Annotated in this window: 25 protein-coding genes; 24 read left to right on the plus strand and 1 reads right to left on the minus strand. The window is 62.3% G+C overall.

Annotation, left to right across the window (positions count from 1 at the left end; genetic code table 11):
• Positions 1-74: 74 nt before the first annotated feature.
• From P0D84_RS07250 to P0D84_RS07280, 7 genes are all read left to right on the plus strand, one after another.
• The gene (locus P0D84_RS07250) at positions 75-710 is read left to right on the plus strand and encodes an L-threonylcarbamoyladenylate synthase (RefSeq protein WP_408334163.1); all 636 of its coding nucleotides are present in this window, start codon (positions 75-77) and stop codon (positions 708-710) included.
• A 47-nt stretch (positions 711-757) separates the two neighbouring features.
• Positions 758-1,420: a site-2 protease family protein gene (locus P0D84_RS07255; protein ID WP_408334166.1), complete on the plus strand. Its 663-nt coding sequence runs from the start codon at positions 758-760 to the stop codon at positions 1,418-1,420.
• Positions 1,421-1,426: 6 nt separating this feature from the next.
• Entirely contained in the window at positions 1,427-2,629 is a 1,203-nt protein-coding gene (locus P0D84_RS07260; protein ID WP_408334169.1) for a tryptophan--tRNA ligase, read from the plus strand.
• 13 nt (positions 2,630-2,642) lie between these two features.
• The gene (locus tag P0D84_RS07265) at positions 2,643-3,266 is read left to right on the plus strand and encodes a class I SAM-dependent methyltransferase (RefSeq protein ID WP_408334172.1); all 624 of its coding nucleotides are present in this window, start codon (positions 2,643-2,645) and stop codon (positions 3,264-3,266) included.
• 43 nt (positions 3,267-3,309) lie between these two features.
• Positions 3,310-4,224 carry a 4-hydroxy-tetrahydrodipicolinate synthase gene (gene dapA / locus P0D84_RS07270; RefSeq protein WP_408334175.1) on the plus strand — a complete coding sequence of 305 codons (915 nt, stop codon included), beginning with the start codon at positions 3,310-3,312 and terminating at the stop codon, positions 4,222-4,224.
• 128 nt (positions 4,225-4,352) lie between these two features.
• Positions 4,353-5,492: an NlpB/DapX family lipoprotein gene (gene bamC / locus P0D84_RS07275; protein ID WP_408334178.1), complete on the plus strand. Its 1,140-nt coding sequence runs from the start codon at positions 4,353-4,355 to the stop codon at positions 5,490-5,492.
• Between the two features lie 7 nt (positions 5,493-5,499).
• Positions 5,500-6,273, plus strand: a complete 774-nt coding sequence (locus tag P0D84_RS07280) for an MBL fold metallo-hydrolase (RefSeq protein ID WP_408334181.1) — start codon at positions 5,500-5,502, stop codon at positions 6,271-6,273.
• Positions 6,274-6,416: 143 nt separating this feature from the next.
• Here P0D84_RS07280 and P0D84_RS07285 read toward each other — a convergent pair whose 3' ends face one another.
• Positions 6,417-7,115 carry a Bax inhibitor-1/YccA family protein gene (locus tag P0D84_RS07285; RefSeq protein ID WP_179732812.1) on the minus strand — a complete coding sequence of 233 codons (699 nt, stop codon included), beginning with the start codon at positions 7,113-7,115 and terminating at the stop codon, positions 6,417-6,419.
• A 298-nt stretch (positions 7,116-7,413) separates the two neighbouring features.
• Between P0D84_RS07285 and ndk the strand changes: the two genes are divergently transcribed.
• From ndk to P0D84_RS07370, 17 genes are all read left to right on the plus strand, one after another.
• On the plus strand, positions 7,414-7,839 hold the full coding sequence (ndk, locus tag P0D84_RS07290; RefSeq protein WP_408334185.1) for a nucleoside-diphosphate kinase: 426 nt from the start codon (positions 7,414-7,416) through the stop codon (positions 7,837-7,839).
• A gap of 194 nt (positions 7,840-8,033) precedes the next feature.
• Positions 8,034-9,185 (plus strand): dual-specificity RNA methyltransferase RlmN, encoded by a 1,152-nt coding sequence (gene rlmN, locus P0D84_RS07295; RefSeq protein WP_408334188.1) that lies wholly within the window; start codon positions 8,034-8,036, stop codon positions 9,183-9,185.
• A 217-nt stretch (positions 9,186-9,402) separates the two neighbouring features.
• Complete coding sequence (locus P0D84_RS07300; protein WP_408334191.1) at positions 9,403-10,500, plus strand: RodZ domain-containing protein; 1,098 nt, start codon at positions 9,403-9,405, stop codon at positions 10,498-10,500.
• 86 nt (positions 10,501-10,586) lie between these two features.
• The gene (gene ispG / locus P0D84_RS07305; RefSeq protein WP_408334194.1) at positions 10,587-11,933 is read left to right on the plus strand and encodes a flavodoxin-dependent (E)-4-hydroxy-3-methylbut-2-enyl-diphosphate synthase; all 1,347 of its coding nucleotides are present in this window, start codon (positions 10,587-10,589) and stop codon (positions 11,931-11,933) included.
• A 20-nt stretch (positions 11,934-11,953) separates the two neighbouring features.
• On the plus strand, positions 11,954-13,294 hold the full coding sequence (hisS, locus tag P0D84_RS07310; RefSeq protein WP_408334197.1) for a histidine--tRNA ligase: 1,341 nt from the start codon (positions 11,954-11,956) through the stop codon (positions 13,292-13,294).
• Between the two features lie 66 nt (positions 13,295-13,360).
• Complete coding sequence (locus tag P0D84_RS07315) at positions 13,361-13,990, plus strand: YfgM family protein (RefSeq protein WP_408334200.1); 630 nt, start codon at positions 13,361-13,363, stop codon at positions 13,988-13,990.
• Positions 13,991-14,065: 75 nt separating this feature from the next.
• On the plus strand, positions 14,066-15,211 hold the full coding sequence (bamB, locus tag P0D84_RS07320; RefSeq protein ID WP_408334203.1) for an outer membrane protein assembly factor BamB: 1,146 nt from the start codon (positions 14,066-14,068) through the stop codon (positions 15,209-15,211).
• 403 nt (positions 15,212-15,614) lie between these two features.
• On the plus strand, positions 15,615-16,952 hold the full coding sequence (der, locus tag P0D84_RS07325; protein WP_179732798.1) for a ribosome biogenesis GTPase Der: 1,338 nt from the start codon (positions 15,615-15,617) through the stop codon (positions 16,950-16,952).
• Between the two features lie 153 nt (positions 16,953-17,105).
• Positions 17,106-17,342 (plus strand): RNA chaperone Hfq, encoded by a 237-nt coding sequence (gene hfq / locus P0D84_RS07330; RefSeq protein WP_006051315.1) that lies wholly within the window; start codon positions 17,106-17,108, stop codon positions 17,340-17,342.
• 58 nt (positions 17,343-17,400) lie between these two features.
• Positions 17,401-18,588 (plus strand): GTPase HflX, encoded by a 1,188-nt coding sequence (gene hflX, locus P0D84_RS07335; RefSeq protein ID WP_408334207.1) that lies wholly within the window; start codon positions 17,401-17,403, stop codon positions 18,586-18,588.
• A gap of 49 nt (positions 18,589-18,637) precedes the next feature.
• Complete coding sequence (gene hflK, locus P0D84_RS07340; protein ID WP_408334210.1) at positions 18,638-20,026, plus strand: FtsH protease activity modulator HflK; 1,389 nt, start codon at positions 18,638-18,640, stop codon at positions 20,024-20,026.
• Between the two features lie 12 nt (positions 20,027-20,038).
• On the plus strand, positions 20,039-20,941 hold the full coding sequence (gene hflC, locus P0D84_RS07345) for a protease modulator HflC (RefSeq protein ID WP_408334213.1): 903 nt from the start codon (positions 20,039-20,041) through the stop codon (positions 20,939-20,941).
• A 43-nt stretch (positions 20,942-20,984) separates the two neighbouring features.
• A complete protein-coding gene (locus P0D84_RS07350) occupies positions 20,985-21,176 on the plus strand; it encodes a DUF2065 domain-containing protein (RefSeq protein ID WP_408334216.1) in 192 nt (63 codons plus the stop codon).
• A 223-nt stretch (positions 21,177-21,399) separates the two neighbouring features.
• On the plus strand, positions 21,400-22,551 hold the full coding sequence (locus tag P0D84_RS07355; RefSeq protein ID WP_408334219.1) for an ATP phosphoribosyltransferase regulatory subunit: 1,152 nt from the start codon (positions 21,400-21,402) through the stop codon (positions 22,549-22,551).
• A 202-nt stretch (positions 22,552-22,753) separates the two neighbouring features.
• Positions 22,754-24,100, plus strand: coding sequence for an adenylosuccinate synthase (locus tag P0D84_RS07360; RefSeq protein ID WP_408334222.1), 1,347 nt, complete (start codon positions 22,754-22,756; stop codon positions 24,098-24,100).
• A gap of 3 nt (positions 24,101-24,103) precedes the next feature.
• Positions 24,104-24,694 carry a phosphoribosyltransferase gene (locus P0D84_RS07365; protein ID WP_408334225.1) on the plus strand — a complete coding sequence of 197 codons (591 nt, stop codon included), beginning with the start codon at positions 24,104-24,106 and terminating at the stop codon, positions 24,692-24,694.
• 313 nt (positions 24,695-25,007) lie between these two features.
• Positions 25,008-26,894, plus strand: a complete 1,887-nt coding sequence (locus P0D84_RS07370) for a potassium transporter Kup (RefSeq protein WP_408334228.1) — start codon at positions 25,008-25,010, stop codon at positions 26,892-26,894.
• Positions 26,895-26,951 lie beyond the last annotated feature (57 nt).

Consider the following 26,951-nt stretch of genomic DNA (forward strand, 5'->3'; position numbering starts at 1 on the left):
GCTTCCGCCTCGTCCTCCGTGTGATTTCAGCCTGACTTTCCGTCCATCGTCACCCGTAGCCACTGTAAGTCACTATGTCTCAATACTTTCGGCTTCATCCGGATAACCCGCAGCCCCGCCTCGTCAAGCAGGCGGTGCAGATCATCAACGACGGCGGCGTGGTCGCCTTGCCGACGGATTCGAGTTACGCACTTGCCTGTCATCTCGATGACAAGGACGCCGTCGAGCGCTTGCGGCGGATACGTGGGCTCGATGAGAAGGCTCTGCTGTCGCTGCTGGTGCGCGATCTGTCGGAGTTGTCGAACTTCGCGATGGTCGACAACCGGCAATTCCGGCTGATCAAGTCGGTCACGCCGGGCCCTTACGTTTTCGTGTTGCAGGCCACCAAGGAAGTGCCGCGGCGCCTGTCGCACCCGTCGCGCAAAACCATCGGCTTGCGGGTGCCGGATCACGCGATCACGCTGGCGATTCTCGAAGAGCTCGGCCAGCCGCTGCTCGGCTCCACGCTGATCATGCCGGGCGAAACCCAGCCGTTGAACGATCCGGAAGAAATCCGCGAACGGCTCGAGAAGCAGTTGGACCTGGTCATCGACGGCGGCCCCTGCGTGTGCGAACCGTCCACGGTGATCGATTTGACCGGCGCCGAGCCGGTGCTGGTGCGGCCGGGGCGTGGTTCGCTCGCGCCGTTCGGTCTCGAAGAGACGGCATGAGTGAAAGCGGACAGACGCACGCAATCGCGTTGTTACAATAGCGAGTTATGGATTCTTCCCTGATACAGACCATTGCGGTTTACGCGTTGCCGGTAATTTTCGCGATCACGCTGCACGAGGCCGCGCATGGCTACGTCGCGCGCTGGCTCGGCGACAATACCGCGTACGTGCTCGGCCGCGTTTCCATCAATCCGATGCGGCATATCGATCCGCTCGGCACGATCGCCATTCCCTTACTGTTGTACTTCGCCACCAGCGGCGCGTTCATGTTCGGTTACGCGAAGCCCGTGCCGGTTGCCTTTGGCAATTTGCGCAATCCGCGCTGGGGCAGCCTGTGGGTCGCGTTCGCCGGGCCGGCCTCCAATTTCGTGCAGGCGCTGGTGTGGGGCCTGATCGGCGTCGGGCTCGCGGTGGCGAGCGTCGACGAGCCTTTCTTCACGCGCATGGCGGCTGCCGGCGTCGGCGTGAACCTCGTGCTCGGCGTGCTCAACCTGTTTCCACTGCCTCCGCTCGACGGCGGCCGCGTGCTGATGGCGCTGCTGCCGCCGCGCCAGTCGATCGCGCTGTCGCGCCTCGAACCGTACGGCTTTTTCATCGTGATGGCGCTGGTCATGACGGGCACGCTCACGCGCTATTGGTTGAGCCCGCTCGTGACGCTCGGCTACGGTGCGATTACCGCAATTCTGACTCCACTTGTTTCGCTTTTCTAAATAATCATGTTCCCAGACCGTATCTTCTCCGGCATGCGGCCCACCGGGTCGCTGCACCTCGGCCACTACCACGGCGTGCTGAAAAACTGGGTCCGGCTGCAGTCCGAATACCCGTGTTTCTTCTGCGTGGTCGATTGGCACGCGCTGACGACGCACTACGAAACGCCTGAAGTGATCGAAAAGAACGTGTGGGACGTGCTGATCGACTGGCTCGCCTCGGGCATCGATCCGGCGCAGGCCACGCTCTTCATTCAGAGCAAGGTGCCCGAGCACGCGGAACTGGCGTTGCTGCTCGGCATGAGCACGCCGCTCGGCTGGCTCGAACGCGTGCCGACCTACAAGGAGCAGCAGGAAAAGCTGAAGGACAAGGATCTGTCCACCTACGGCTTCCTAGGCTATCCGGTGCTGATGGCGGCGGACATTCTGCTGTACCGTGGCTCGCTCGTGCCGGTCGGCGAAGACCAGGTGCCGCACGTCGAAATGACGCGTGAAATCGCGCGCCGCTTCAACTATCTGTATGGCCGCGAACCGGGCTTCGAAGAGAAGGCCAACGAAGCTGCGAAGAAGCTCGGCGGCAAGCGCGCCAAGCTTTATCACGAGCTGCGCAACGCCTACCAGCAGGAAGGCGACGACGAAGCGCTCGAACAGGCACGGGCGATGTTGCAGGAATCGCAGAGCTTGTCGATGAGCGATCGCGAGCGTCTGTTCGGCTACCTCGAAGGTTCGCGCAAGATCATTCTGGTCGAGCCGCAGGCCATGCTGACCGAAGCGTCGCGCATGCCAGGTCTGGACGGCCAGAAGATGTCGAAGTCGTACGGCAACACGATCGGCCTGCGTGAAGACGCGGAGACGATTACGAAGAAAGTCCGCACCATGCCGACCGATCCGGCCCGCGTGCGCCGCACCGATCCGGGCGATCCGGACAAGTGCCCGGTGTGGCAGCTGCACCAGGTCTACACGGACGAAGCCACCCACGAGTGGGTGCAGAAGGGTTGCCGGACAGCGGGAATCGGATGCCTCGAGTGCAAGCAGCCGGTGATCGACGGCATTCTGCGCGAGCAGCAGCCCATGCTCGAGCGCGCGCAGAAGTACATGGACGATCCGTCGCTGTTGCGCGCGATCGTCGCCGACGGCTGCGACAAGGCCCGCAAGTTCGCCACGGAAACGATGCGTGACGTGCGCGAGGCGATGGGCCTGTCGTACAACTGAGCGGCGCGAAGCGATGAGCACACCCGCTGCCGCTGCGCCCGGTTTTTCGTCCGCTGGCTCGCACGGAAACGGCGAGCCGTCGCGCTGGGTGCGTCACTGGGCGCATCTGGTCGCGGTGGGCGGCGCGGTGCTCGACGTGGCGTCGGGGGCCGGACGGCATGCGCGGTTCTTTGCATCGCTGGGCCATCCGGTGACCGCAATCGATCGCGACGCTGCCGCGCTGGACGTTATGCGTGACGAGCCACTCGTTACCACGCTCCAGGCCGACATCGAAGGCGCACCGTGGCCCTTGCCCGCCGAGGCGAGATTCGCCGCGATCGTGGTCACGAACTACCTGCACCGGCCGCTGTTTCCGCAGCTTTTGCATTCGCTTGCGCCCGGCGGCGTGCTGGTTTACGAGACCTTCGCGCAAGGTAATGAAAGGGTCGGCAAACCGTCCAATCCGGCATTTTTGCTCGCGCCCGGCGAGCTGCTCGACGTGGTGCGCGGCCACCTCCGCGTGGTCGCATTTCAAGACGGATTTCTCGCGCAGCCGCGCCCGGCCTACGTCCAGCGGATATGCGCCATCATGGAGGCGGATCGTTCAGCCGGGCACGCACAGGCGGCACCCCCGCCTTGTTACGAGTTGGCTGGCTAATCCGCTACAATCGCGGTTTACCTGATCATATTCATGGCGTTTCATGACTAACGGCAATCAAAGCAGCACTGGCGGCGTTCAGATTCGCGGCAGCATCCCTGCCATCATCACCCCGATGCTAGAAGACGGCAGCCTCGATCTGCCGGCGTTTCGCAAACTGATCGACTGGCATATCGCAGAGGGCACGAACGCGCTGGTCGTGGTCGGCACGAGCGGCGAGTCGGCCACGCTGTCGGTTGAAGAACACGTTCTGATGGTCAAAACCGCAGTCGAGCACACAGCGGGCCGGATTCCGGTGATCGCGGGCTCGGGCGGCAACTCCACCACTGAAGCCATCGAGCTCACGCAGCAGGCCAAAGAGGTCGGCGCGCACGCCTCGCTGCAGGTCGTGCCGTACTACAACAAGCCGACCCAGGAAGGCATCTATCGCCACTTTGCGAAGATTGCCGAAACCGTCGATCTGCCGGTGATCCTGTACAACGTGCCGGGCCGTACGGTCGCGGACATGAGCAACGAAACGATTCTGCGTTGCGCGCAGGTGCCAGGCATCATTGGTGTGAAGGAAGCGACGGGCAACATCGATCGCGCCGCGCACCTGATCAAGTCGGCGCCCGCGCATTTCGGCATCTACAGCGGTGACGATCCGACGGCGATCGCGCTGATGCTGCTCGGCGGCCACGGCAATATTTCGGTTACCGCGAACGTCGCGCCGCGCGCGATGAGCGATCTGTGCAAAGCCGCGCTCGCCGCGGACGCCAAAACCGCCCGCGAGATTCATTTGAAACTCCTGTCGCTGCATAAGAACCTGTTCATCGAATCGAACCCGATTCCCGCGAAATGGGCGTTGCAGCAACTGGGTCGTGTGCAGGGCGGAATCCGCCTGCCGCTCACGCCGCTCGACGCGCAATACCACGAGGTGGTGCGTGGCGCGCTGCGCGAAGCGGGCCTGCTGGGCTAAACGGGCTCTTCCGGCATCCCAGCGTTAAACGAAAGACTGCCACCGGCACTCCCTTAACCGACGTCGATCCAGCCCACGTTCCCGGTACACAGAACCAGGCACCGCGTTCCAGCATCACGAAGGACCTCATGAAACGTTCCGCACTTTCCCTCCACGCAACCCGCATGGCGGCGCTGGCGCTTGCCTTGGTAACGCTCGCCGGCTGTGACACGCTGAACGACTGGTTCGCCTCCGACCGCGTCAATTACAAGGGCGCCGGCAGCGCACCGCCGCTCGCCGTTCCGGGCGATCTGACCACCACGCCGACCGATCAGCGCTACGTGGCGCCGCCCGCTAATCTGGCGCTGGGCGGCTCGCCGCAACGCGCGGTCACCGCAGCCGGCAATTCCACCGAAGGCCAGCCGAATGCGCAAGACCCGCTGGGCATGCACATCGAGCGTGACGGCGATCGTCGCTGGCTGGTCGTCGACGGCCGTACGCCGGAACAGCTGTGGCCGCAGCTGCAGGAGTTCTGGCAGGAGAACGGCTTCGCGCTGAAAACCGATGCGCCGGCCACCGGCATCATGACCACCGACTGGGCTGAAAACCGCGCGAATATTCCGGACGACTGGTTCCGTCGCACGGTCGGCAAGGTGATTGACTTCGCTTACTCGTCGGGCACCCGTGACAGCTTCCGCACGCTCGTGTCGCGCGGTCCGGCTGACACCACGGACATCTCGATCACGCATAGCGCGATGGAAGAAATGCTGACGGGTCAGGACAAGACGTCGTCACGCTGGGAAGAGCGTCCGCGCGATCCGGCGCTGGAAGCGCTGTTCCTGACCAAGCTGATGCAGAAGTTCGGTCTGACCGAAGCGCAGTCGAAGCAACTCCTGACCGACGCGCATCCGGCCACCGCGCCGGCTACCATCGAAAAGGACGCGGGCACGTCGACACTCGACCTGCAGGAATCGTTCGACCGTGCATGGCTGCGCGTGGGTCTCGCGCTCGACCGCACCAACTTCACCGTCGACAATCGCGATCGCGCGAAAGGCATCTACTACGTCCGTTACGCGGACTCGATGCAGGAGCTGAAGAAAGAAGGGCTGTTCGGCAAGCTGTTCTACAGCGGCAATTCGTCAAAGAAGCCGGGTCAGGAATTCCTCGTCAATGTGCGCTCGAAGGGCGACACCGTGACGCAGGTGGCGGTGCTGGACGCGAACGGCCAGGTGGATAACTCGTCCGACGCGCAGCGCATCGTGACGTTGCTGCACGCGCAACTGAACTAAGCGGGCTGTGCGCTTCGCCAGTCTCGGCAGCGGCAGTGAAGGCAATGCCTTGCTGGTGGAAGCGCAAAGCGGCGCGACCACCACGCGCGTGCTGCTTGATTGCGGCTTTTCGGCCAAGGAAGTCGAGCGGCGTTTGACGCGGCTCGGTGCGGGCGTCGAAGGTCTCGACGCCATTCTGATTACACATGAACACAGCGATCACATTGGCAGCGCACTGACGCTGGCACGCAAGTGGTCGATTCCGTTGTACATGAGCTGGGGCACCGCCCGCGCGGTGGGTGCCGACGAAGCCGACGTCGACCTGCAGGTATTGTGGGGCGACGAAGCGGTGGCGATCGGCGACCTCAGCATCCTCCCTTACACCGTTCCTCACGACGCCCGCGAGCCGCTGCAATACGTGCTCTCCAATGGTGCGAGCCGGCTTGGCGTGCTGACCGACGTCGGTACCTCGACGCCGCACATCAGCGCGGTGCTGAGCGGTTGCGATGCGCTGGTACTCGAATGCAATCACGACGTGCGGATGCTGGCGGGCAGCCGCTATCCTCAGTCGCTGAAGGCGCGCATCGGCGGCAATCATGGGCATCTGAACAACGAGGCGGCGGCTGAAATCCTGGCCTCGCTCGATCGTTCGCGCTTGCGTCATCTTGTGGCCGCACATCTGAGCCAGCAGAACAACTCACCGGAACTGGCGCAGGCTGCAATGGCGGGTGTGTTGGGTGCCGAGCCGACCGAAGTGGTGGTCGCTTCTCAGGACGAAGGTTTCGACTGGTTGAGCCTGTGATCCGTCTCTGATTGCCACGTATCGCCGTGCGCAGCGTTCCCCGTCGACGCGCCGGCCGCGCAATAAAAAAAGCCCATGGCGATTGCTCGCCATGGGCTTTTTCTTCGAGGCGGACGCTTCGGGCGCCGCGCCTTGCGTCAAACTTAGTTGCGGTTGCCGCCGAAGATGCCGAGCAGCGCGAGCAGGTTGACGAACACGTTGTACAGGTCCAGATAGATCGCGAGGGTGGCGGTGATGTAATTCGTCTCACCGCCGTTCACGACGCGTTGGACGTCGAACAGCATGTAGGCCGAGAAAATCACAATGGCCAGCACCGAAACCGTCAGCATCAAGGCCGGCAAGTGCAGGAACACGTTCGCGACCGAAGCCAGCAGTAGCACGACCACGCCCATGAACAGCCACTTGCCGAGACCCGAGAAGTCACGCTTGCTGACCGTGGCGATCGTGGCCATGGAGGCGAAGATCACACCAGTGCCACCGAAGGCGAGCATGATCAGCGAAGGGCCGTTCGAAAAACCGAGCACGAAGCTCAGGATGCGCGACAGCATCAGGCCCATGAAGAACGTGAAGCCGAGCAGCACGAACACGCCGACGGCGCTGTCTTTGGTTTTCTGGATCGCGAACATGAAGCCGAACGCGATCGCGAAGAACGCCAGCATGCTCATGCCGGGGCTGGTGGCGGCGAACAGCGAGAAGCCGGTTGCCACGCCCACCCATGCGCCGAGCACGGTCGGAATCATGGATAGCGCTAGCAGCCAGTAGGTGTTCCGTAGTACGCGGTTGCGTGTTTCGACCGTGCTGACTGCGCCATTGCGGCCAAAGCTATACGGATGATCGTTCATGGTCTCTCCTTACCTCAGAAGCGTGTTGTGCCGCGGGTACCGCAGCAGGTTGTGTCAGGTCGTACAGCGCCGGCCGGGATTTTTGCGGCCGATCGCAGCGTGTCCATCCCTAAGATTGGCGCGATGTCCGGGAGTTTCAATCCCTCGAAAATGTCCACACGGCCTACGCTACCAGTATTTAGAAACTCCTGCTCGGAGTCTTTCAGTGTTGTAAGGGTCCAATCACAATCATACACGGGAACATGCTACAATAGCGGATTCATTTGAATCTGTAACCTCTTAATTTTTTGGAGTTTTTATGGCGATCGAACGCACCCTGTCCATTATCAAGCCGGATGCAGTGGCCAAGAACGTGATCGGTCAGATCTACAGCCGTTTCGAAAACGCTGGCCTGAAGATCGTGGCTTCGCGCATGGTCCACCTGTCGCGCGCCGACGCAGAGAAGTTTTACGCTGTGCACGCCGCACGTCCGTTCTTCAAGGACCTGGTGGATTTCATGATCTCGGGCCCGGTCGTCGTGCAAGCGCTGGAAGGCGAAAACGCAATCCTGAAGCACCGCGAACTGATGGGCGCAACGGACCCGAAGAAGGCGGAAAAGGGCACGATCCGCGCCGACTTCGCCGACAGCATCGACGCTAACGCGGTGCACGGTTCGGACGCCGCTGAAACGGCTGCGGTTGAAATCGCGTTCTTCTTCCCGCAAGTGAACGTCTACTCGCGTTAAGCGGGTTCAGGCGGGTTTGGCCGGGTTTTAGTGACTGGCGCTCTCCGCGCGCTGCCGTTGGATTTGTCGCACGAATCCGCACGAACAGCCCGGCAAAGTAGTAAGGTAAAGCAGCAGGAACGGGCGCGAACGGCATTGCGTTCATGCAGCTTGTTGCATGAACGTAGTCTCGCACTGAAATGGCAGGATTCGATATGACGAGCAGTCCCACCGTCAACCTTCTCGACCTCGACGCCCAAGGGCTTGTCGCCTACTGCGACAGTCTGGGCGAGAAGCCGTTTCGCGCCAAGCAATTGCAGCGCTGGATTCATCAGTACAACGCCGCCGACTTCGACGGCATGACCGATCTGGCGAAGTCCTTGCGCGAAAAGCTCAAAGGACGCGCAACGATCACGATGCCCGGCATCGTCAGCGACAATATTTCGACCGACGGCACGCGCAAGTGGCTGATCGACGTCGGCAACAGCAACGCGGTTGAAGCCGTCTACATCCCCGAAGAAACGCGTGGCACGCTGTGCGTGTCGTCGCAGGCCGGGTGCGCGGTCAACTGCCGTTTCTGTTCGACCGGCAAACAGGGTTTCTCCCGCAATCTCACCACTGGTGAAATCATCGGCCAGTTGCGCATGGCCGAGTTCGCGCTGCGCGCGACGCGCGGCACGGATGGTGGGCGCGCCACGGGTGGTGACGGCAAGGGCGAACGCGTCGTCACGAACGTGGTGATGATGGGCATGGGCGAGCCGCTGCTCAATTATGACGCGGTGGTGCCCGCCATGCGCCTGATGCTGGACGACAACGCGTACGGCCTGTCGCGTCGGCGTGTCACGCTGTCCACCTCCGGTGTGGTGCCGATGATGGACCGGCTCGGCGCCGATCTGCCGGTGGCGCTCGCGGTCTCGTTGCATGCGCCGAGCGATCCGTTGCGCGACATGCTGGTGCCGCTGAACAAGAAGTATCCGCTGCGCGAATTGATGGCCGCTTGCCAGCGCTATCTGAAAGTCGCGCCGCGCGATTTCATTACATTCGAATATTGCATGCTCGACGGCGTCAACGACAGCGAAGCGCAAGCGCGCGAATTGCTGGCCGTGACGCGCGACGTCCCGTGCAAGTTCAATCTGATTCCGTTCAATCCGTTCCCGGAGTCGGGCCTCATCCGCTCGAAGCCGGAACAGATCAAGCGGTTTGCACAAGTGTTGATGGACGCCGGCGTCGTCACCACCGTGCGTAAAACACGCGGCGACGATATCGACGCTGCCTGCGGCCAGTTGGCCGGTGCGGTGAAAGACCGCACGCGCCTCGCTGAGCGCACCGGGAAGGCGGCGAAGGTGATCGAGGTTCGCGCCGTGTAATCGTGCGAGACGGGGCAGGGCGCAGCGTTCGGAGGAAGCTGTCCGGGCGCGCAAAAACCCTCCGCGCGATCCGCGATTGAAAAGAAAGTTTGCAGAAGCGATCGGAAGCGGCACATAAGGCCGCGCATTTTGTTATAAACGGTCTGCGATTCGGGCGCGAGGCTTTGGCTCGTCCAGGTTGCACAAGTGAAAAAGAATCGACGCGAGAGGATTTGGGATGAGTGAGCCGCAGCACCCGCAGCCGCAGGATACAGACACAAACGAAGGCCATCCGGCGCCAGTCGCCCGGGCGGTGGTGCAACCTGTTGTGCAGCCGGGCTTGGTGGATTTGGATTCCCTGGCAGCGGTTGGCGCGCGCTTGACCCAGTTGCGTGAATCGAAGGGCTGGACGATCGAAGACGTGTCGGCGCGCCTGAAGGTATCCGTCACCAAATTGCGTGCGCTCGAATCTGGCGACATCAGTCACTTGCCGGACACGACCTTTGCGCTCGGCGTGGTGCGCAGCTACGCAAAGATGCTCGGCGCCGATCCCACGCCGTTCACCCAGGCTCTGCGCCGTGAGAAGGGCGTGCCTGCGCCGGATCTGTCGATGCCGGCTTCGTCGGGTAAGGATTTGCCGCGCGGCCGCGTATCGCTGTCGCTCGGCGGCAGTGGGCAAAAGAGCCGCTCGTGGCTGTGGGGTATTGCGGCAGTGATCGTCGCGGTGATCGCCCTCACCATGTGGCATACCAACGGCGGTGATTCGTCGGCGTGGCTCGCACGTTTGAAGGCGAGCGCGAACGGTGGCGCGACCGGCGCATCGGGCGCGGTGGCGCAAGGTCAGGCGGCGGGTTCCGAGGCAACCGCGGAAGACGCTGCTTCCGCGCCGGAAACGCAGGCTGCAGTAGACAACGCCGCGTCGGCTACGCCGATGCCCGCGCCGCTGGCAACCGGTACGGCGCCGTCGTCCGCGCCGGCTGTGACGGCTGCAGGGGTTGCGCCAACGGCCGGTGCGCAGCCTGCTGCGCAAAGCGCGAGCGCGCCGGTGGTCGCCGTGCTTGCCGCGTCGGCCGCGGCACCAGCCGCGGGTGAGGCGATCGTCGCGCTACGCGTGACGCAAGACAGTTGGTTCAGCGTGCGTGGCAAGGATGGCAAGGAAGTGTTCTCGGGCCTCGTGCACGCAGGCGATACGAAGGAAGTAACGGGCGCGGCGCCTTTCAAGGTTACGATCGGCAACAAGGCAGGTCTCGAGTCGCTTACGCTCGATGGCCAGCCGGTCGATCCGTCGAAATATTCGGCAGCCAAGGGTAATGTGGCGCGCTTCGCGCTGCCTTGATAGATACGGTATGCGTCGCGGCCAACCGGTCCGCGGCGCTTTTTCAATTCAGGCGCTACGTCTTTTGTGTAGCGCCTGCGGCGTAAATGGGTTTTTCGATGCAATCCGAAGCTCAATCCCAATCGAGTAGCAAGATCGTTTCAACCGAGCCGGTGTTCGGCGGCCACGCTGCGCGGCGCAAGTCGCACGCGGTAGATGTCCGTTGGGGCGGCCAGCTCGTTACCATCGGTGGCGATGCGCCTGTGCGCGTTCAGTCGATGACCAACACGGACACCGCGGACGCGATCGGCACGGCGATCCAGATCAAGGAACTGGCGCAAGCCGGTTCGGAGCTGGTGCGTATCACAGTCAACACGCCCGAAGCGGCGGCGGCCGTGCCGGCGGTTCGCGAGCAGCTCGACCGCATGGGCGTGTCGGTGCCGCTGGTGGGCGATTTTCATTACAACGGCCATTTGCTGCTGCGCGATTACCCCGCGTGTGCGGAGGCGTTGTCGAAGTACCGGATCAATCCGGGCAATGTCGGCCACGGCGCGAAGCGCGACACCCAGTTCGCGCAAATGATCGAAGCGGCAGTGAAGTACGACAAGCCAGTGCGGATCGGCGTCAACTGGGGCAGCCTCGACCAGGATCTGCTCGCAAAGATGATGGACGAAAACGCCGCGCGTTCGACACCGTGGGAAGCGCAGAGCGTAATGTACGAAGCGTTGATCCAGTCGGCAATCGGTTCGGCGGAGCGCGCGGTCGAAATCGGCCTGCCGCGCAACAAGATCATTCTGTCGTGCAAGGTCAGCGGCGTGCAGGATCTGATCGCCGTGTACCGCGAACTGGCGCGCCGTTGCGAATTCGCCCTGCATCTCGGCTTGACCGAAGCGGGCATGGGTTCCAAGGGCATCGTGGCGTCGACCGCTGCGTTGTCGGTGTTGCTGCAGCAAGGCATCGGCGACACGATCCGGATCTCGCTGACGCCGGAGCCGGGTGGCCCGCGTACCGGCGAAGTGATCGTTGGTCAGGAAATTCTGCAGACCATGGGCCTGCGTTCGTTCACGCCGATGGTGATCGCGTGCCCAGGTTGCGGCCGTACCACCAGCACGCTGTTCCAGGAACTGGCGTCGCAAATCCAGACCTATCTGCGCACGCAGATGCCGGTCTGGCGCGATCAGTACCCCGGCGTCGAGAAGATGCATGTCGCGGTGATGGGCTGCATCGTCAATGGTCCGGGCGAATCGAAGCAGGCGAATATCGGCATCAGCTTGCCGGGTTCGGGCGAAAATCCGGCCGCGCCGGTGTTCGTCGACGGCGAGAAGGTCAAGACGCTGCGCGGCGATAACATCGCGCAAGAATTCCAGCAAATCGTGAGTGATTACGTCGAGCGCCGCTACGGCCGCGCCGAAGCTGGCCGCACTGAAGCCGGCCGCACAGAAGCGCTCAACTAAATACCGTCAATTGAAGACAGATGACTGAACCGAAGAAAAAGCTCGAAAAGCTGTCCGGCGTGAAGGGCATGAACGACATCCTTCCGCAGGAAGCCGGGCTGTGGGAATTTTTCGAAACGACCGTCAAGTCGCTGCTGCGTTCGTACGGATACCAGAATATTCGCACGCCGATCATCGAGCATACGCAGTTGTTCAAGCGCGGTATCGGCGAAGTGACCGACATCGTCGAGAAAGAGATGTACAGCTTCACGGACGCGTTGAACGGCGAAAATCTGACGATGCGCCCGGAGAACACGGCGGCAGTCGTGCGCGCCACGATCGAGCACAACATGCTGTACGACGGTCCGAAGCGTCTGTGGTACATCGGCCCGATGTTCCGTCACGAGCGTCCGCAGCGCGGCCGTTATCGGCAGTTCCATCAGGTCGGCGTGGAAGCATTGGGCTTCGCCGGACCGGACACCGACGCTGAAATCATCATGATGTGCCAGCGGCTGTGGGACGACCTCGGCTTGATGGGCATCAAGCTCGAACTCAATTCGCTGGGTCTCGTGGAAGAGCGCGCGGCACATCGTGTCGAATTGATCGCTTACCTCGAAAAGCACATGGACGTGCTCGACGAAGAGGCCAAGCGTCGTCTGTATACGAACCCGCTGCGCGTGCTCGACACGAAGAATCCGGCCATGCAGGAAGTCGCGCAGAACGCGCCCAAGCTGATCGATTTTCTCGGCGAGGAATCGCGTGCGCACTTCGAAGGTCTGCAGCGCATTCTGAAGGCGAACAACATTCCGTTCACGATCAATCCGCGTCTCGTGCGCGGTCTCGATTACTACAATCTGACCGTGTTCGAATGGGTGACCGACAAGCTTGGCGCGCAAGGCACGGTCGCGGCCGGCGGCCGTTACGATCCGCTGATCGAACAGCTCGGCGGCAAGCCGACGGGTGCGTGCGGCTGGGCGATGGGTGTCGAACGTATCCTCGAGTTGCTGAAAGAAGAGCAACTCGTGCCGGAAGACGAAGGTTGCGACGTGTACGTGGTCCATCAGGGCGACGCGGCACGCGAACAGGCCTTTATCATCGCCGAGCGTTTGCGCGATACGGGCCTCGACGTGATCCTGCATTGCAGCGCCGACGGTCAAACGGCGAGCTTCAAGTCGCAAATGAAGCGCGCTGACGCGAGCGGCGCGGCATTCGCGGTGATCCTCGGCGAAGACGAGATCGCCAACGGCACGGTCGGCGTGAAGCCGCTGCGCGATACGGGCGCTAACGGCGGTAAGAACGAGCAACACAACGTGCCCGCCGAAGACTTGACCGAATTTCTAATCAATGCGATGGTTGCAACCGCCGATGACGGCGACGACTGATCGCGATGTCGTCGAGCCCCGTGGCTCGACATGCACACGTATCAAGAAAGAGGAAATCGCCGGGCGATGAGTTACCACGACGAACAAGAATCGATTGAAAGTCTGAAGGCATGGTGGACGCAGTGGGGCAATGCAACCACGTGGCTCGTGCTGGTGGCATTGGTTGCAGCAGCCGGCTGGAACGGCTGGAATTTCTGGCAACGGCGTCAGGCGGCGGAGGCCGCGGTGCTGTATGACCAGGTGCAGCAGGCCGTGGCATCGGGCGACAAGGCGAAAGTCACGCGCGTCGCCGCCGACATGGAAGACAGATTCAGCCGCACCGCCTATGCGCAGATGACCGCGCTGGGTGCTGCCAAGGCGCTGTACGCCGCGGGTGATGAAGCCGCCGCGAAGGCCCAGTTGCAATGGACCATCGATCACGCCAAAGACGACGAGTTCAAGCAGCTTGCCAAGCTGCGCCTGGCTTCGCTGCTGCTCGACGACAAGGCTTACGACCAGGGCCTCGCACTGCTCGCCGAACCGCAGTCCGATGCGTTCAAGGGCATTGTGGCGAACGGCCGCGGTGACCTGCTCGCCGCGCAAGGCAAGCGCGACGACGCGCGCGCGGCCTACAAGCTCGCGCTCGACACGCTGTCGAAAAACGATAGCTCGGCTCGCCAGTTGATTCAGTTCAAGCTGGACGCGCTGGGCGGCTAATCGCCGCATGCAGCGCGCCGCATGTAACGACCAACCGGTCTTCTTTAATTAATTTCCTGAATGCTTCGTCCACCGATGAATCTGCTGAAACGTTACGCTGTGCCCGTTGCCTGTGCGATGACCGTGCTCACCATGGCGGCTTGCTCATCCACGAAAGACGAGCGCCGCGTGCCGACGCCGCTCACCGAGTTCAAACCCGTGCTCGACGTGCAGCAGGCGTGGAAGGCCAGCGTGGGCAAGGCGGGTCGTTACCTGTTCTCGCCAGTCGCGGTCGGCAACGCGGTGTATGCGGCCGGCGCGAATGGCTCGGTTGCGAAGATCGACGCGCAAACGGGTCAGGACATCTGGCGCGTCAAGCTGCATGACGATCTGTCGGCAGGCGTCGGCAGTGACGGTACGCTCACGGCGGTCGGCGGCCTGAAGGGCGACGTCTATGTGCTTGGTGCGGACGGCAAGCAATTGTGGACCGCCAAGGCGCCGGGTGAAATCATCTCGCCGCCGCTGGTCGGCAACGGCCTCGTGGTGGTGCGCACGGTCGACGGTCAGATCGTCGCGTTCAATGCGCAAACCGGCGAGCAGAAGTGGAACTATCGCAACCGCGCGGTGCCGCTCAATCTGCGCGTCTCGTCGGGCATGACGTTCGCGGGCGACGCGGCTGTGCTGGCGGGTTTCCCGGGTGGCGCGTTCGCCGCGATCAACCTGCAGACCGGTGACAACTACTGGCAAACGCCGGTGTCGTATCCGAAGGGCGTGACGGAAGTGGAGCGCATCAATGATGTGACCGGTCCACCCACGCTGGTCGGTTCGGAAACCTGCGCGGTGACGTTCCAGGGCCAGATTGGCTGCTTTGACGCGAATTCGGGCCGTGCAGTGTGGGAAAAGGCGTTTTCGAGCACGAGCGGCCTCGCGCAAGATGACCGCGCCGTGGTGGCGGCCGACGACTGGTCGGTGGTGTCGGCGTTCGACGTCAGCAACGGCGCCCCGCTGTGGAAGAACGACAAGCTGAAGAACCGCGAGCTCAGCGTTCCGTTCGTGCTGGGTCATGCCGCCGTGCTGGGCGATTATCAGGGTTACGTGCACTTCCTGTCGCGCGACGACGGTACGCTCGTGGCCCGCGTCAAGACCGACGGCAGCGCGATTACCGCAGCACCGGTGCTGGCTGGCGAGACACTGGTCGTGCAGACGCACGACGGCGACCTGTACGGCTACCGCCCGCGCTAATCGCAGAGGCCTCGGGTAGTCGAGCGTGCAGGCGGGCCTCGCCGGCCGCGCGCGTTTTTGTTGGGCAACAGAGTAATTAGAAGAATTCCGCCGGACTGGCTGGTCCGGCAAGTCGGACCAGAAGCGGCCCATGTGGCCATCGGTGGCTGCTTGCGGCGCCACCTTCGGCGCCTCGCATTGAACTGGCATGCGAGCCGTTGAGCAAGAAAGACTGAACCTGGCGGCCCACTGGCGCCGCCCCATACAGCCAACCCCCCGTCCGCCCGGGTGCGCATATTGACAGCGCGTCCGTGGCTGGCCGAATTCGTGATAATTTTCGTCAAACGCTGCCGTGTAGCGGCCGCATGGCGTCGCTACGCGGGCGGTCGATTTCGATCCCGCGTTTCACCGTGAACAACATCTGATGAAACCCGTTATTGCCCTGGTTGGGCGCCCCAATGTGGGGAAATCCACGCTATTCAACCGTCTCACGCGCACGCGTGATGCGCTGGTTGCCGACCTGCCCGGTCTCACCCGCGATCGCCACTACGGCGAAGGGCGTGCCGGCGACCGGCCGTATCTGGTCGTCGATACCGGCGGCTTCGAGCCGGTCGCGAAAGACGGCATCCTGCACGAGATGGCGCGTCAAACTCGCCAGGCGGTGGAGGAATCGGACGTCGTCGTGTTCATCGTCGACGGTCGCAATGGACTCGCGCCGCAAGACAAGACGATCGCTGACTACTTGCGCAAGGTCGGTCGGCCGATTTTCCTCGTCGTCAACAAGGCGGAGGGGATGAAGTACAGCACGGTGGCCGCCGACTTCTACGAACTCGGTCTCGGCGACCCGCGGGCAATCTCGGCGGCGCACGGCGACGGCGTCACCGAAATGATCAACGAGGCGCTCGGCGTTGCGTACGCGGGGCAACCGGAAGAGGAAGAAGGCGAGAAAGAAGCGCGCGGCGTGAAGATCGCCATCGTCGGCCGGCCGAACGTCGGCAAGTCGACCTTGATCAACGCGTTGGTCGGCGAAGAGCGCGTGATCGCGTTCGACATGCCAGGCACCACGCGCGATTCGATCTACGTCGATTTCGAACGTCAGGGCAAGCCGTACACGCTGATTGACACAGCGGGTTTGCGTCGCCGCGGCAAGGTGTTCGAAGCGATCGAGAAATTCTCGGTGGTGAAAACGCTGCAGTCGATTTCTGACGCGAACGTCGTGATCCTGCTGCTCGACGCACGCCAGGACATCTCGGAGCAGGACGCGCACATTGCCGGCTTCGTGGTGGAGCAGGGCCGTGCGCTGGTTGTGGGCGTGAACAAGTGGGACGGTCTCGATCCGCATGTGCGCGAGCGCACGAAGGCGGACCTCGAGCGCAAACTAAAATTTCTCGACTTCGCCAAATTCCATTTCATTTCCGCTGCGGAAAAAACCGGAATTGGCCCGCTGATGCGTTCGGTCGACGACGCTTACGCGGCGGCCATGGCCAAGCTGCCGACGCCGAAGCTGACGCGCGCGCTAATCGATGCAGTCGAATTCCAGCAACCGCGCCGACGTGGTCCGGTGCGTCCGAAACTGCGTTACGCGCACCAGGGCGGACAGAATCCGCCGATCATCGTGATTCACGGCAATGCACTCGATGCGATCACCGAAACGTACAAACGCTACCTCGAAAACCGCTTCAGGGAAACTTTCAAGCTGACTGGGACTCCATTGCGCATAGAGTTCAGATCATCGACGAACCCTTACGCGGACAAAGGCTAAACCCAGGCTGAAAACCCGCGTGTGTGCTGGGTTTGGCCGCCAGGCCGGGCCCGCGCGCAGAAATGAAAATCGGCTATAGTGTAGCGGTTGACGGCGGATCTCTTTTTCTTCGTCGTCAATTCAGTCAACCTGCAAAAAAATACGGAGTTTGCTATGAGCAACAAAGGGCAATTGTTACAAGACCCGTTTTTGAACGCACTGCGTAAAGAGCATGTGCCGGTGTCGATCTACCTGGTCAACGGCATCAAGCTTCAAGGGAACATCGAATCGTTCGACCAGTACGTCGTGTTGCTCAGGAATACGGTCACCCAGATGGTCTACAAGCACGCAATTTCTACTGTCGTGCCTGCCCGTCCGGTGAATTTCCACCCGGATTCCGAACAGTCCTAACCCCCGTCCGCGGCCGGCGTAGCGTCGCCCGTTGGCGATTACTCCCGGCCGCCTTATCTTGATACCCTCCAATTTGATCAATGCAGCGCTTGTCGGCATCGACTTCGGTAAGATCGATTTCGAAGCCAGTCTCGAAGAACTCAGCCTGCTCGCGCAAAGCGCGGGCGCGAATCCCTTAGTTACCCTCACGGGGCGCCGGTCCAGTCCCGATGCCAAGATGTTCGTCGGCAGCGGCAAGGCCGAAGAACTGCGTCTTGCCTGTGAGGCGAACGACATCGAGCTCGTCATTTTCAATCACGCTCTGGCCCCTGCGCAGCAGCGCAATCTGGAGCAGGCGCTTAACCGCCGCGTGATTGACCGCACCAGTCTCATTCTCGATATTTTTGCGCAACGCGCCCGCAGCCACGAAGGCAAGCTGCAGGTGGAGCTCGCGCAGTTGCAGTATCTATCGACGCGGCTAATCCGCGCATGGACCCACCTTGAACGCCAGAAAGGCGGTATTGGTTTGCGGGGCCCAGGCGAAACGCAGCTCGAAACCGACCGCCGTTTGATCGGCGAGCGCATCAAGGCGCTCAAAACTCGCCTCGAAAAGCTGCGCCGTCAGCACGGCACGCAGCGCCGCGCGCGCAGCCGTAACCAGACCATGTCCGTGTCGCTCGTCGGCTATACGAACGCGGGCAAATCCACGCTTTTCAATGCGCTGACCAAGGCCCAGGCGTATGCCGCCGACCAGCTGTTCGCCACCCTGGACACGACGTCCCGCCGCGTCTATCTCGGCGACGAAGTCGGCCAGGTGGTGGTGTCCGACACGGTCGGTTTCATCCGCGAATTGCCTCACCAACTGGTAGCGGCTTTCCGCGCCACGCTTGAGGAAACTATTCACGCCGACCTGCTGCTGCATGTGGTCGACGCGTCGAGCGCCGTACGCCTCGATCAGATCGATCAGGTGAACGAGGTGTTGCACGCAATCGGCGCGGACACCATCCGCCAGGTGCTGGTGTTCAACAAGATCGACGCCGTGCCGGAGTTGGCGGCCCGTGGCGATGCGGTCGAGCGGGATGAGTATGGTAATATTTCGCGCGTCTTTTTGAGCGCGCGTACGGGGCAAGGGCTGGATACATTGCGCGCTGCCATCGCTGAAATCGCTACTGCCGAATCTCTTCCCGATACGTTGGTCGATCAGTCGGAAGAAGACCGGTCGGCAGCACCACGCGACGACCACAAGGTCACAGAACTCGGGCACTGACCCGCTCCAATTGCACTGACCCGCTGTCTACTCTGGTGAACGAACACAGGTGAACGATTACAACGAGCGGAGTATCTGGCTGCGCATGCGCGCCATGCTTTCACTGAACGATCCGCGCTGGGGCCGGGGCGACGGCAATGGCGAGCGCCAACGACCCAACGAACCCAAGCGTCCGCCGGCCAAGGACGGTGAAGGCCCCCCCGATCTCGACGAGATGTGGCGCGATTTCAATCGCCGTTTGAGCCGGGTATTCGGCCGCAAGGGCGGCGGTGCGGGTGGTGGCCGTCCGGATAACGGTCGCGGCGCGCGCATCGGCATGGGCATCGTGATCGGCGTGTTGATTGCGATCTATCTCGGCAGCGGCGTGTTCGTCGTGCAAGATGGCCAGGCTGGTGTCGTGATGCAGTTTGGCAAGTATCGCTATACCGCAGGGCAGGGTGTGCATTGGCGCCTGCCGTATCCTTTCGAGGCGCACGAGCTCGTCAATATCGGCCAGATCCGCCAGGTGGAGATTGGCCGCAACAATGTGGTGCGTCTCGCCAATGTGAAGGACGCGTCAATGCTCACGCATGACGCCGATATCGTCGACGTGCGCTTTGCCGTGCAGTATCAGGTGAGCAAGCCGACCGATTATCTCTTCCGCAGCGTCGATCCCGATCAGAGCGTGATGCAGGCTGCGCAGGCGGCGGTGCGCAGCATCGTCGGCGCGCGCAGCACGAACGACATTCTCTATCAGGATCGCGAAACAATTCGCCAGCAACTGGTGGCGTCGATTCAGCAATCCCTGGATCAATACCAGTCCGGCCTAACCGTGACCGGTGTGACGATTCAGGGCGTGCAGGTGCCCGGCCAGGTGCAAGCCGCTTTCGACGACGCAGCCAAAGTGCGTCAGGACAACGAGCGCGCGAAGCGTGACGCGCAAGCCTATGCCGCGGAACTGCTGCCGCGCGCGCAAGCCGACGTCGCGCGCCGGATCGACGAAGCGAAAACGTATAGCGACAAGACCGTGGCCCAGGCGCAAGGCGACGCTGAACGCTTCAAGCAGGTTTACGCGCAGTACTTGAAAGCGCCAGCGGTGATTCGCGAGCGCATGTACCTGGATACCATGCAGCAGATCTATTCGAATACAACCAAGGTATTTGTGGACAGCAAGAGCGGCAACAACGTGCTCTATCTGCCGCTCGACAAGCTGGTCGAGCAGACTCGCCAGCGCGTTGCCGACGCTGCCGCGGCCGCTTCAGGTGCCGCCGCTGCGTCGGGTGCGGCCGTGCCGCAAGCCACGAGCAGCACTCCCGCGCCATCGGCTGCCGCACCGTCTGCCGCCGCGTCCGCACCCGCCGCGGTTGCAACGCCTGCCAGCCAGGCTGCAGCCAGCAGCGACGCACTGCGTTCACGCGACTCCTTCCGCAGCCGTATGCGCGAAGACGACGTTCAATAAGGAGCGCACACCATGAACAAGATCATTGCGCTCGTCGTTGCCGTCGTCATCGTGCTGTTCGCCGCGTCGTCGATGGTATTCGTGGTCGACCAGCGGCACATGGCCGTGCTGTCGTCGCATGGCGACACCGCTCCCGTATTGCTCGGCCCCGGCCTGCATGTGAAGTTGCCGCCGCCGCTGCAAACGGTCACGCTGGTCGATAGCCGCATCCAGTCGCTCGACGCGCCGGATGAAGATCGCTATGTCACGTCGGACAAGACCGATCTGCTGGCGAACCCGGTCGTCAAATATCGCGTGACCGATCCGCTGAAGCTGCTCGCCGAGACCCGGGGCGACGTGCAAAGCCTGGCGGACCGCCTGGCGCTGCTGTCCCGTAGCGCGCTCGGCGACGCGTTCGCCAAGGTCACGCTGACCGATGCGCTTGCGAAGCAACAAACCGTTGCTGACGAAGCACGCGGCACGATGGACAAAGCCGCGGCATCGCTGGGCGTTTCCGTTCTCGACTTGCAACTGACGCGCGTCGATTTCCCGGCGGCGATGGCCGACTCGGTCTACAAGCGGATGATCGCCGCGCGCGCGCAGACCGCGGCCGACGAACGCGCGAAGGGCACGGCCGAGGCCGACCAGATCAAGGCGGACGCTGTCGGCCAGCAACAGGCGATTCTCGCGGACGGCTATCGTCAGGCGCAGACCATCAGGGGCGAGGGCGATGCCAAGGCGGCGGAAATCGCGGCGGAGGCCTATGGCAGCGACCCGCAGTTCTACCAGTTTTATCAAAGCATGCAGGCCTACAAGAACACCTTCAAGCCGGGCGACGTAATCGTGGTCGACCCGAGCAGCGAGTTCTTCCGCTTCATGCGTAGTTCGACCGGCGCCGCCGCCCCGGACGCTCCCGCGGCACCGCGCAAACACTAATAACCGGAACGCCGCGGCATCCGCATCGCGGCCCTTCATTCGCATGGACATAGCCGGCTCGTTACTGCTCGCGATTGCATTGATGCTGATTATCGAAGGGATGTTTCCCTTCGTTTTTCCGAGCGCCTGGCGCGAGACGTTCCGTAAAATAGCGGAGCGGCCGTCGCATCAGATTCGCATCGGCGGCCTGATCGTGATGGTGCTCGGCTTGATTCTGCTGTTTATCGTGACTTGAAAGGGCGCTGGGCGGCGCCCACTGCCGCGCGCCGTTGCATTGATGGCGACATGCGTGGCAACCACGAGCCTTGCGGCACGGGCCAAAGTCGGCTGAAGGGCTGAAGGCGCCGGAGGGCGGTTCCGATGCCCGCGACAGCCGCCAAAATAGCGCCGCCGCCCGCCATTCACACTCACTTACCGGCGCACCCAGCTGCCGTGTTCAACGTCGTAGGACTGTATCGATGTCGACCTGGTTACTTCCCGAGAATATTGCCGACGTGCTGCCGTCGGAAGCCCGCAAGATCGAAGAGTTGCGGCGCCATTTGCTGGACCGTTTCCGCTCGTACGGCTACGAGATGGTGATGCCGCCGTTGCTCGAGTACCTCGAGTCGCTGCTTACCGGGGGCGGGCACGATCTGAATCTGCGCACTTTCAAGCTCGTCGATCAGTTGTCCGGCCGCACGCTCGGTCTGCGTGCGGACATTACGCCGCAGGTCGCGCGTATCGATGCGCACCTGCTGAACCGCCAGGGCGTGACGCGTCTTTGCTATGCCGGCAATGTCGCGCATACGCGTCCGCGCGGGCTGCATGCAACGCGTGAGCAGATTCAGATCGGCGCGGAAATCTACGGCCACGCTGGTCTCGAAGCGGATCTGGAAATCCAGCAGTTGATGCTCGATGCGCTGCGTCTCGCTGGCCTCGCGAAAGTGCGGCTCGATCTGTGTCATGCCGGTGTACTCGCCGCGCTGATCGAAGCGGAGCCTGCTGCTGCCGAATTGGGTCAATCGCTTTACGACGCATTGGCCGGCAAGGATGTGCCGCGCCTTGTCGAGTTGACGGCCAATCTCACGCCGGTCACGCGCGACGCGTTGCGCTCGCTCCCCACACTCTACGGCGACGCGTCGGTGCTCGACGAAGCCCGCGCCCGTCTGCCAAACGCCCCGGCCATCGCCCGCGCGCTCGACGACCTCGCGTTCCTCGCGAGCCAGGTCGATGGCGCCGAAGTGATGATCGATCTGGCCGATTTGCGCGGCTACGCGTACCACAGCGGTGTGATGTTTTCGGCGTATGTCGACGGCGTGCCGAATGCGGTTGCGCGCGGCGGCCGTTACGACCACGTCGGCCAGGCATACGGTCGCGCGCGCGCGGCCACGGGCTTTTCGCTCGACTTGCGTGAAGTGGCGCGTATTTCACCGGTCGAAGCCCGCAGCAGCGCGATTCTCGCGCCGTGGCAGCACGACGAGGCACTGCGCGTCAGCGTCGCCGCATTGCGTGACGCCGGCGAAGTCGTGATCCAGGCGCTGCCTGGTCACGAACACGATCTGGACGAGTTCGCCTGCGACCGCGTGTTGGTCGAGCGCAACGGCACATGGGTTGTCGAACCCCGTCCCTGATCGCGAGCCGATCGATCGCCTGAGGGGCGTCCCGAGGGTATTTCAGAAGGCGTCCAACGCGTCGCCAGATCCGGCGCGGCTACTCGCCGCGCTATTTTCGATAGTCCCACCATAACGTGCATACCGTTGAGCGGAAACGGAAAAATTCGGAAGGTTCCGCGAACATAGGTAGAATACGTTTTTAACCAGCTTACGAAACAACATGTCTGCCAGCGCAGTGAATGTGAACCCCGGGCGCAACGTCGTCGTCGTGGGGACCCAGTGGGGTGATGAAGGCAAGGGCAAGATCGTCGACTGGCTGACGGACCACGCTCAAGGCGTCGTTCGCTTCCAGGGCGGTCACAATGCCGGTCACACGCTTATCATCGGCGGCAAGAAAACCATCTTGCGTTTGATTCCGTCGGGCATCATGCATCCCGGCGTCGCGTGCTACATCGGCAATGGCGTCGTGTTGTCGCCGGAAGCGCTCTTCAAGGAAATTGGCGAGCTCGAAGCCGCTGGGGTCGATGTTCAGAATCGCCTCTTCATTTCCGAAGCCACCACCCTGATTCTGCCGTACCACATTGCCATCGACCAGGGCCGCGAAGCGCGCCGTGGCGCGAGCAAGATCGGCACCACCGGCCGCGGCATCGGCCCGGCCTACGAAGACAAGGTGGCGCGCCGCGGCTTGCGTGTGCAAGACCTGTTCGAGCCGGAAAGCTTCGCCGAACGTCTGCGTGAGAACCTCGATTACCACAACTTCGTGCTGACGCAATACCTGGGCGTCGCCGCGGTCGATTTCCAGCAAACGCTCGACACGATGCTGAGCTATGCCGATCGTCTGAAACCGATGGTGACCGACGTGTCGCGCCGTCTGTACGACGAAAACGCGGCCGGCAACAATCTGCTGTTCGAAGGCGCGCAAGGCACGCTGCTCGACATCGACCACGGCACCTATCCGTTTGTTACGTCTAGCAACTGCGTGGCCGGTGCGGCTACCGCGGGCGCCGGCGTCGGTCCGCAAAAGCTGAATTACATTCTCGGCATCACCAAGGCGTATTGCACGCGTGTCGGTTCGGGCCCGTTCCCGAGCGAACTGTACGACGCGGATAACGCCGCGCGCCAGGAACCGATCGGCCTGGAACTCGCCAAGGTCGGCAAGGAATTCGGCTCGGTGACCGGCCGTCCGCGCCGCACGGGTTGGCTCGACGCCGCCGCGCTGCGCCGCTCGATCCAGATCAACGGCGTGTCGGGTCTGTGCATGACCAAGCTCGACGTGCTCGACGGTCTCGACGAAGTGAAGCTGTGCATCGGCTACACGGTCGACGGCAAGAATGTCGATCTGCTGCCGCGTGGCGCATCGGAAGTCGCGCGTTGCGTGCCGGTGTACGAAACCTTCGCGGGCTGGAAGGAAAGCACCGTCGGCATCACGGAATGGGACAAGCTGCCGGGCAGCGCGCGTGCGTATCTGACGCGTGTGCAGGAAGTCGCGGGTATTCCGATCGACATGGTGTCGACCGGTCCGGATCGCGACGAAACGATTCTGCTGCGTCATCCGTTCAAGGTTTAAGCCATGGTTCAAGGTGTACCCATGATTGCGATGAAAGATCCGCGCAACGATGACAAGAACCTGTGGGTCGGCTGGGACGAGTATCACCGGCTGATCGAACTGTTGGCGTTGGCCGTGCATGAATCGGGTTGGAAGTTCGACAAGATCCTGTGTCTCGCGCGCGGCGGTTTGCGCGTCGGCGACCAGCTCTCGCGCATTTACGATTTGCCGCTGGCGATTCTCGCCACCAGTTCGTACCGCGAAGCGGCCGGCACGGAGCAGGGCGAACTCGACATCGCACAATACATCACGATGACGCGCGGCGACCTGCACGGCAACGTGTTGCTGGTCGACGATCTGGTTGATTCGGGCGTGACGCTGGCACGTGTACAGCAGCATCTGAAGGAACGTTATCCGGCGATCACCGCGGTGCGTTCCGCGGTGCTCTGGTACAAGGGCTGCTCGAAAGTGAAGCCCGATTACCACGTGCAGTATCTGCCGACTAATCCGTGGATTCACCAGCCGTTCGAGGAATGGGACACGGTTCGTCCGCACAACCTCGGCGCGTGGATCAAGCGCGGTACGCAGCAGGAGCAGGAGTCGTCAGGCACGTGAGGTCAGCACGTGATGCGCTGCGACACCGTACTTATTGCGTTGTCGCCAGTGCAGTGCCTGCAAAACGGAGCCCGGTTCGGCTCCGTTTTTTTATGCGCGACGTGTAAGGTCGTCATGTGTCCTCTGAACGGTGCTTCGCAAAACGCGCAAGCCTGCGCCGACGAATTACCTGACGCCGCAGACGCGCCCAAATCGCAGTGCTACACTGCGCGGACCATCCACGTGGTGTATCCACAACAAGCCGGGCGGCGCTAGGCGGGCAGTTTAGAATAGCGGTCGTTTTTCCGCTCAGGGAACGGATTTCCTCGCGTCTATGACAGATAACAATCACGTGCACAAGCAGCCTTTGCCTTCCCTTGCGGTTGCCGCGATCGGGGTGGTGTTCGGCGATATCGGCACGAGCCCGTTGTACTCGCTGAAAGAAGCTTTCAGTCCGGCGCATGGCATTCCGCTGACCGATCAATCGATTCTGGGCGTGATCTCGCTGCTGTTCTGGGCGATCGTGATCGTGGTCGGCGTCAAGTACGTGCTGTTCGTGATGCGCGCCGACAACAACGGCGAAGGCGGCGTCCTCGCACTCATGGCGCTGGCGCTGCGCTCTCTCGACGACAAATCGAAAATGGCCGGCCTGCTGATGATGCTTGGCATCTTCGGCGCCTGCATGTTCTATGGTGACGCGGTGATTACGCCCGCCATTTCGGTGATCTCGGCGGTCGAAGGTCTTGAGATCGCGGCTCCCCATCTGTCCCATCTGGTGTTGCCGCTCACGATGGTGATCCTCGTGCTGCTGTTCTGGATCCAGCGGCACGGCACGGCCACCGTCGGCCGCCTGTTTGGTCCGATCATGGTGCTGTGGTTCGTCGTGCTCGCCGCGCTGGGCCTGTGGCACATCCTGCAGTCGCCGAACGTGATCCGCGCACTGAACCCGTATTACGCTTACACCTTCATGGGGGCACACGTGCTGCAGGCCTACGTGGTGCTCGGCTCGGTCGTGCTGGTGCTGACCGGCGCCGAAGCGCTGTACGCCGACATGGGCCACTTCGGCGCCAAGCCGATTCGTATGGCCTGGTACTTCCTCGTGATGCCGTCGCTGGTGCTGAACTATTTTGGCCAGGGCGCGCTGCTGATGCACGACCCTAAAGCGATCGAGAACCCGTTCTTCCTGCTCGCACCGGATTGGGCGCTTCTGCCGCTCGTCGTTCTGTCCACGGTGGCAACCGTGATCGCATCGCAAGCAGTGATTTCCGGTGCGTATTCGCTGACGAGCCAGGCGATCCAGCTCGGCTACGTGCCGCGCATGAAGATCCTGCATACGTCGGAGCTGGCGATCGGCCAGATTTATGTGCCGGTCGTGAACTGGATGCTGTTGTTCATCATTCTGTGCATAGTGATCGCGTTCAAAAGCTCGGATAACCTCGCCGCGGCGTACGGTATCGCGGTGACCGCAACGATGGTGATCACCACGATCCTGGCGTGTGTCGTGATGGTCAAGGTGTGGAACTGGAATAAATTCCTCGTGGCGATGATCATCGGCGTGTTCATGGCTGTCGACCTGGGCTTTTTCGGCGCCAACCTGCTCAAGGTTGCCGAAGGTGGCTGGCTGCCGCTCGGCATCGGCGCGCTGCTGTTCTTCCTGCTGATGACCTGGTTCAAGGGCAGAATGATCGTCAAGGAACGCACGGCCGCGGACGGTATTCCGTTGATGCCGTTCCTGCAGGGTTTGCTCGCGCATCCGCCGCACCGCGTGTCCGGTACGGCGATCTATCTGACCGGCAGCGATTCGCTCGTGCCGGTGAGCCTGCTGCACAACCTGAAGCACAACAAGGTGTTGCATGAGCGCACCATCTTCCTGACCTTCGTGACGCGCGACATTCCGTACGTGAACGATGCTGACCGTGTGACGGTGAAGGATTTCGGCGGTGGTTTGTTCCTCGTCAAGGCGGTGTACGGGTTCAATGAAACGCCCGACGTGAAGGCCGTGTTGCTCGAGGTGGGCCGCACGCATGACATGACCTTCGAGATGATGGACACCTCGTTCTTCCTTGCGCGCGAAACGGTGGTGCCGACGCAGTTGCCAGGCATGTCCGTGTGGCGTGAACGCGTGTTCGCATGGATGCATCAGAACGCGGCGAAGCCGACCGACTTCTTCAGTATTCCAGCGAATCGCGTGGTGGAGCTAGGAACGAAGATCGAGATCTGAGCAACACGGTTTAACGCGTCTTCAATACTGAGACGCGATAAAAAAGCCCACGCGTTT

The sequence above is a fragment of the Paraburkholderia sp. RL17-337-BIB-A genome, from assembly GCF_046025895.1.
In the GTDB taxonomy this organism is placed as follows: domain Bacteria; phylum Pseudomonadota; class Gammaproteobacteria; order Burkholderiales; family Burkholderiaceae; genus Paraburkholderia; species Paraburkholderia fungorum_C.

Bases quoted from the DNA above. Each gene is read 5' to 3' on its own strand.
- P0D84_RS07250 (WP_408334163.1), top strand. From the start codon at position 75: ATGTCTCAATACTTTCGGCTTCATCCGGATAACCCGCAGCCCCGCCTC.
- P0D84_RS07255 (WP_408334166.1), top strand. From the start codon at position 758: ATGGATTCTTCCCTGATACAGACCATTGCGGTTTACGCGTTGCCGGTA.
- P0D84_RS07260 (WP_408334169.1), top strand. From the start codon at position 1,427: ATGTTCCCAGACCGTATCTTCTCCGGCATGCGGCCCACCGGGTCGCTG.
- P0D84_RS07265 (WP_408334172.1), top strand. From the start codon at position 2,643: ATGAGCACACCCGCTGCCGCTGCGCCCGGTTTTTCGTCCGCTGGCTCG.
- dapA (WP_408334175.1), top strand. From the start codon at position 3,310: ATGACTAACGGCAATCAAAGCAGCACTGGCGGCGTTCAGATTCGCGGC.
- bamC (WP_408334178.1), top strand. From the start codon at position 4,353: ATGAAACGTTCCGCACTTTCCCTCCACGCAACCCGCATGGCGGCGCTG.
- P0D84_RS07285 (WP_179732812.1), bottom strand. From the start codon at position 7,115: ATGAACGATCATCCGTATAGCTTTGGCCGCAATGGCGCAGTCAGCACG.
- ndk (WP_408334185.1), top strand. From the start codon at position 7,414: ATGGCGATCGAACGCACCCTGTCCATTATCAAGCCGGATGCAGTGGCC.
- rlmN (WP_408334188.1), top strand. From the start codon at position 8,034: ATGACGAGCAGTCCCACCGTCAACCTTCTCGACCTCGACGCCCAAGGG.
- P0D84_RS07300 (WP_408334191.1), top strand. From the start codon at position 9,403: ATGAGTGAGCCGCAGCACCCGCAGCCGCAGGATACAGACACAAACGAA.
- ispG (WP_408334194.1), top strand. From the start codon at position 10,587: ATGGGTTTTTCGATGCAATCCGAAGCTCAATCCCAATCGAGTAGCAAG.
- hisS (WP_408334197.1), top strand. From the start codon at position 11,954: ATGACTGAACCGAAGAAAAAGCTCGAAAAGCTGTCCGGCGTGAAGGGC.
- P0D84_RS07315 (WP_408334200.1), top strand. From the start codon at position 13,361: ATGAGTTACCACGACGAACAAGAATCGATTGAAAGTCTGAAGGCATGG.
- bamB (WP_408334203.1), top strand. From the start codon at position 14,066: ATGAATCTGCTGAAACGTTACGCTGTGCCCGTTGCCTGTGCGATGACC.
- der (WP_179732798.1), top strand. From the start codon at position 15,615: ATGAAACCCGTTATTGCCCTGGTTGGGCGCCCCAATGTGGGGAAATCC.
- hfq (WP_006051315.1), top strand. From the start codon at position 17,106: ATGAGCAACAAAGGGCAATTGTTACAAGACCCGTTTTTGAACGCACTG.
- hflC (WP_408334213.1), top strand. From the start codon at position 20,039: ATGAACAAGATCATTGCGCTCGTCGTTGCCGTCGTCATCGTGCTGTTC.
- P0D84_RS07350 (WP_408334216.1), top strand. From the start codon at position 20,985: ATGGACATAGCCGGCTCGTTACTGCTCGCGATTGCATTGATGCTGATT.
- P0D84_RS07355 (WP_408334219.1), top strand. From the start codon at position 21,400: ATGTCGACCTGGTTACTTCCCGAGAATATTGCCGACGTGCTGCCGTCG.
- P0D84_RS07360 (WP_408334222.1), top strand. From the start codon at position 22,754: ATGTCTGCCAGCGCAGTGAATGTGAACCCCGGGCGCAACGTCGTCGTC.
- P0D84_RS07365 (WP_408334225.1), top strand. From the start codon at position 24,104: ATGGTTCAAGGTGTACCCATGATTGCGATGAAAGATCCGCGCAACGAT.
- P0D84_RS07370 (WP_408334228.1), top strand. From the start codon at position 25,008: ATGACAGATAACAATCACGTGCACAAGCAGCCTTTGCCTTCCCTTGCG.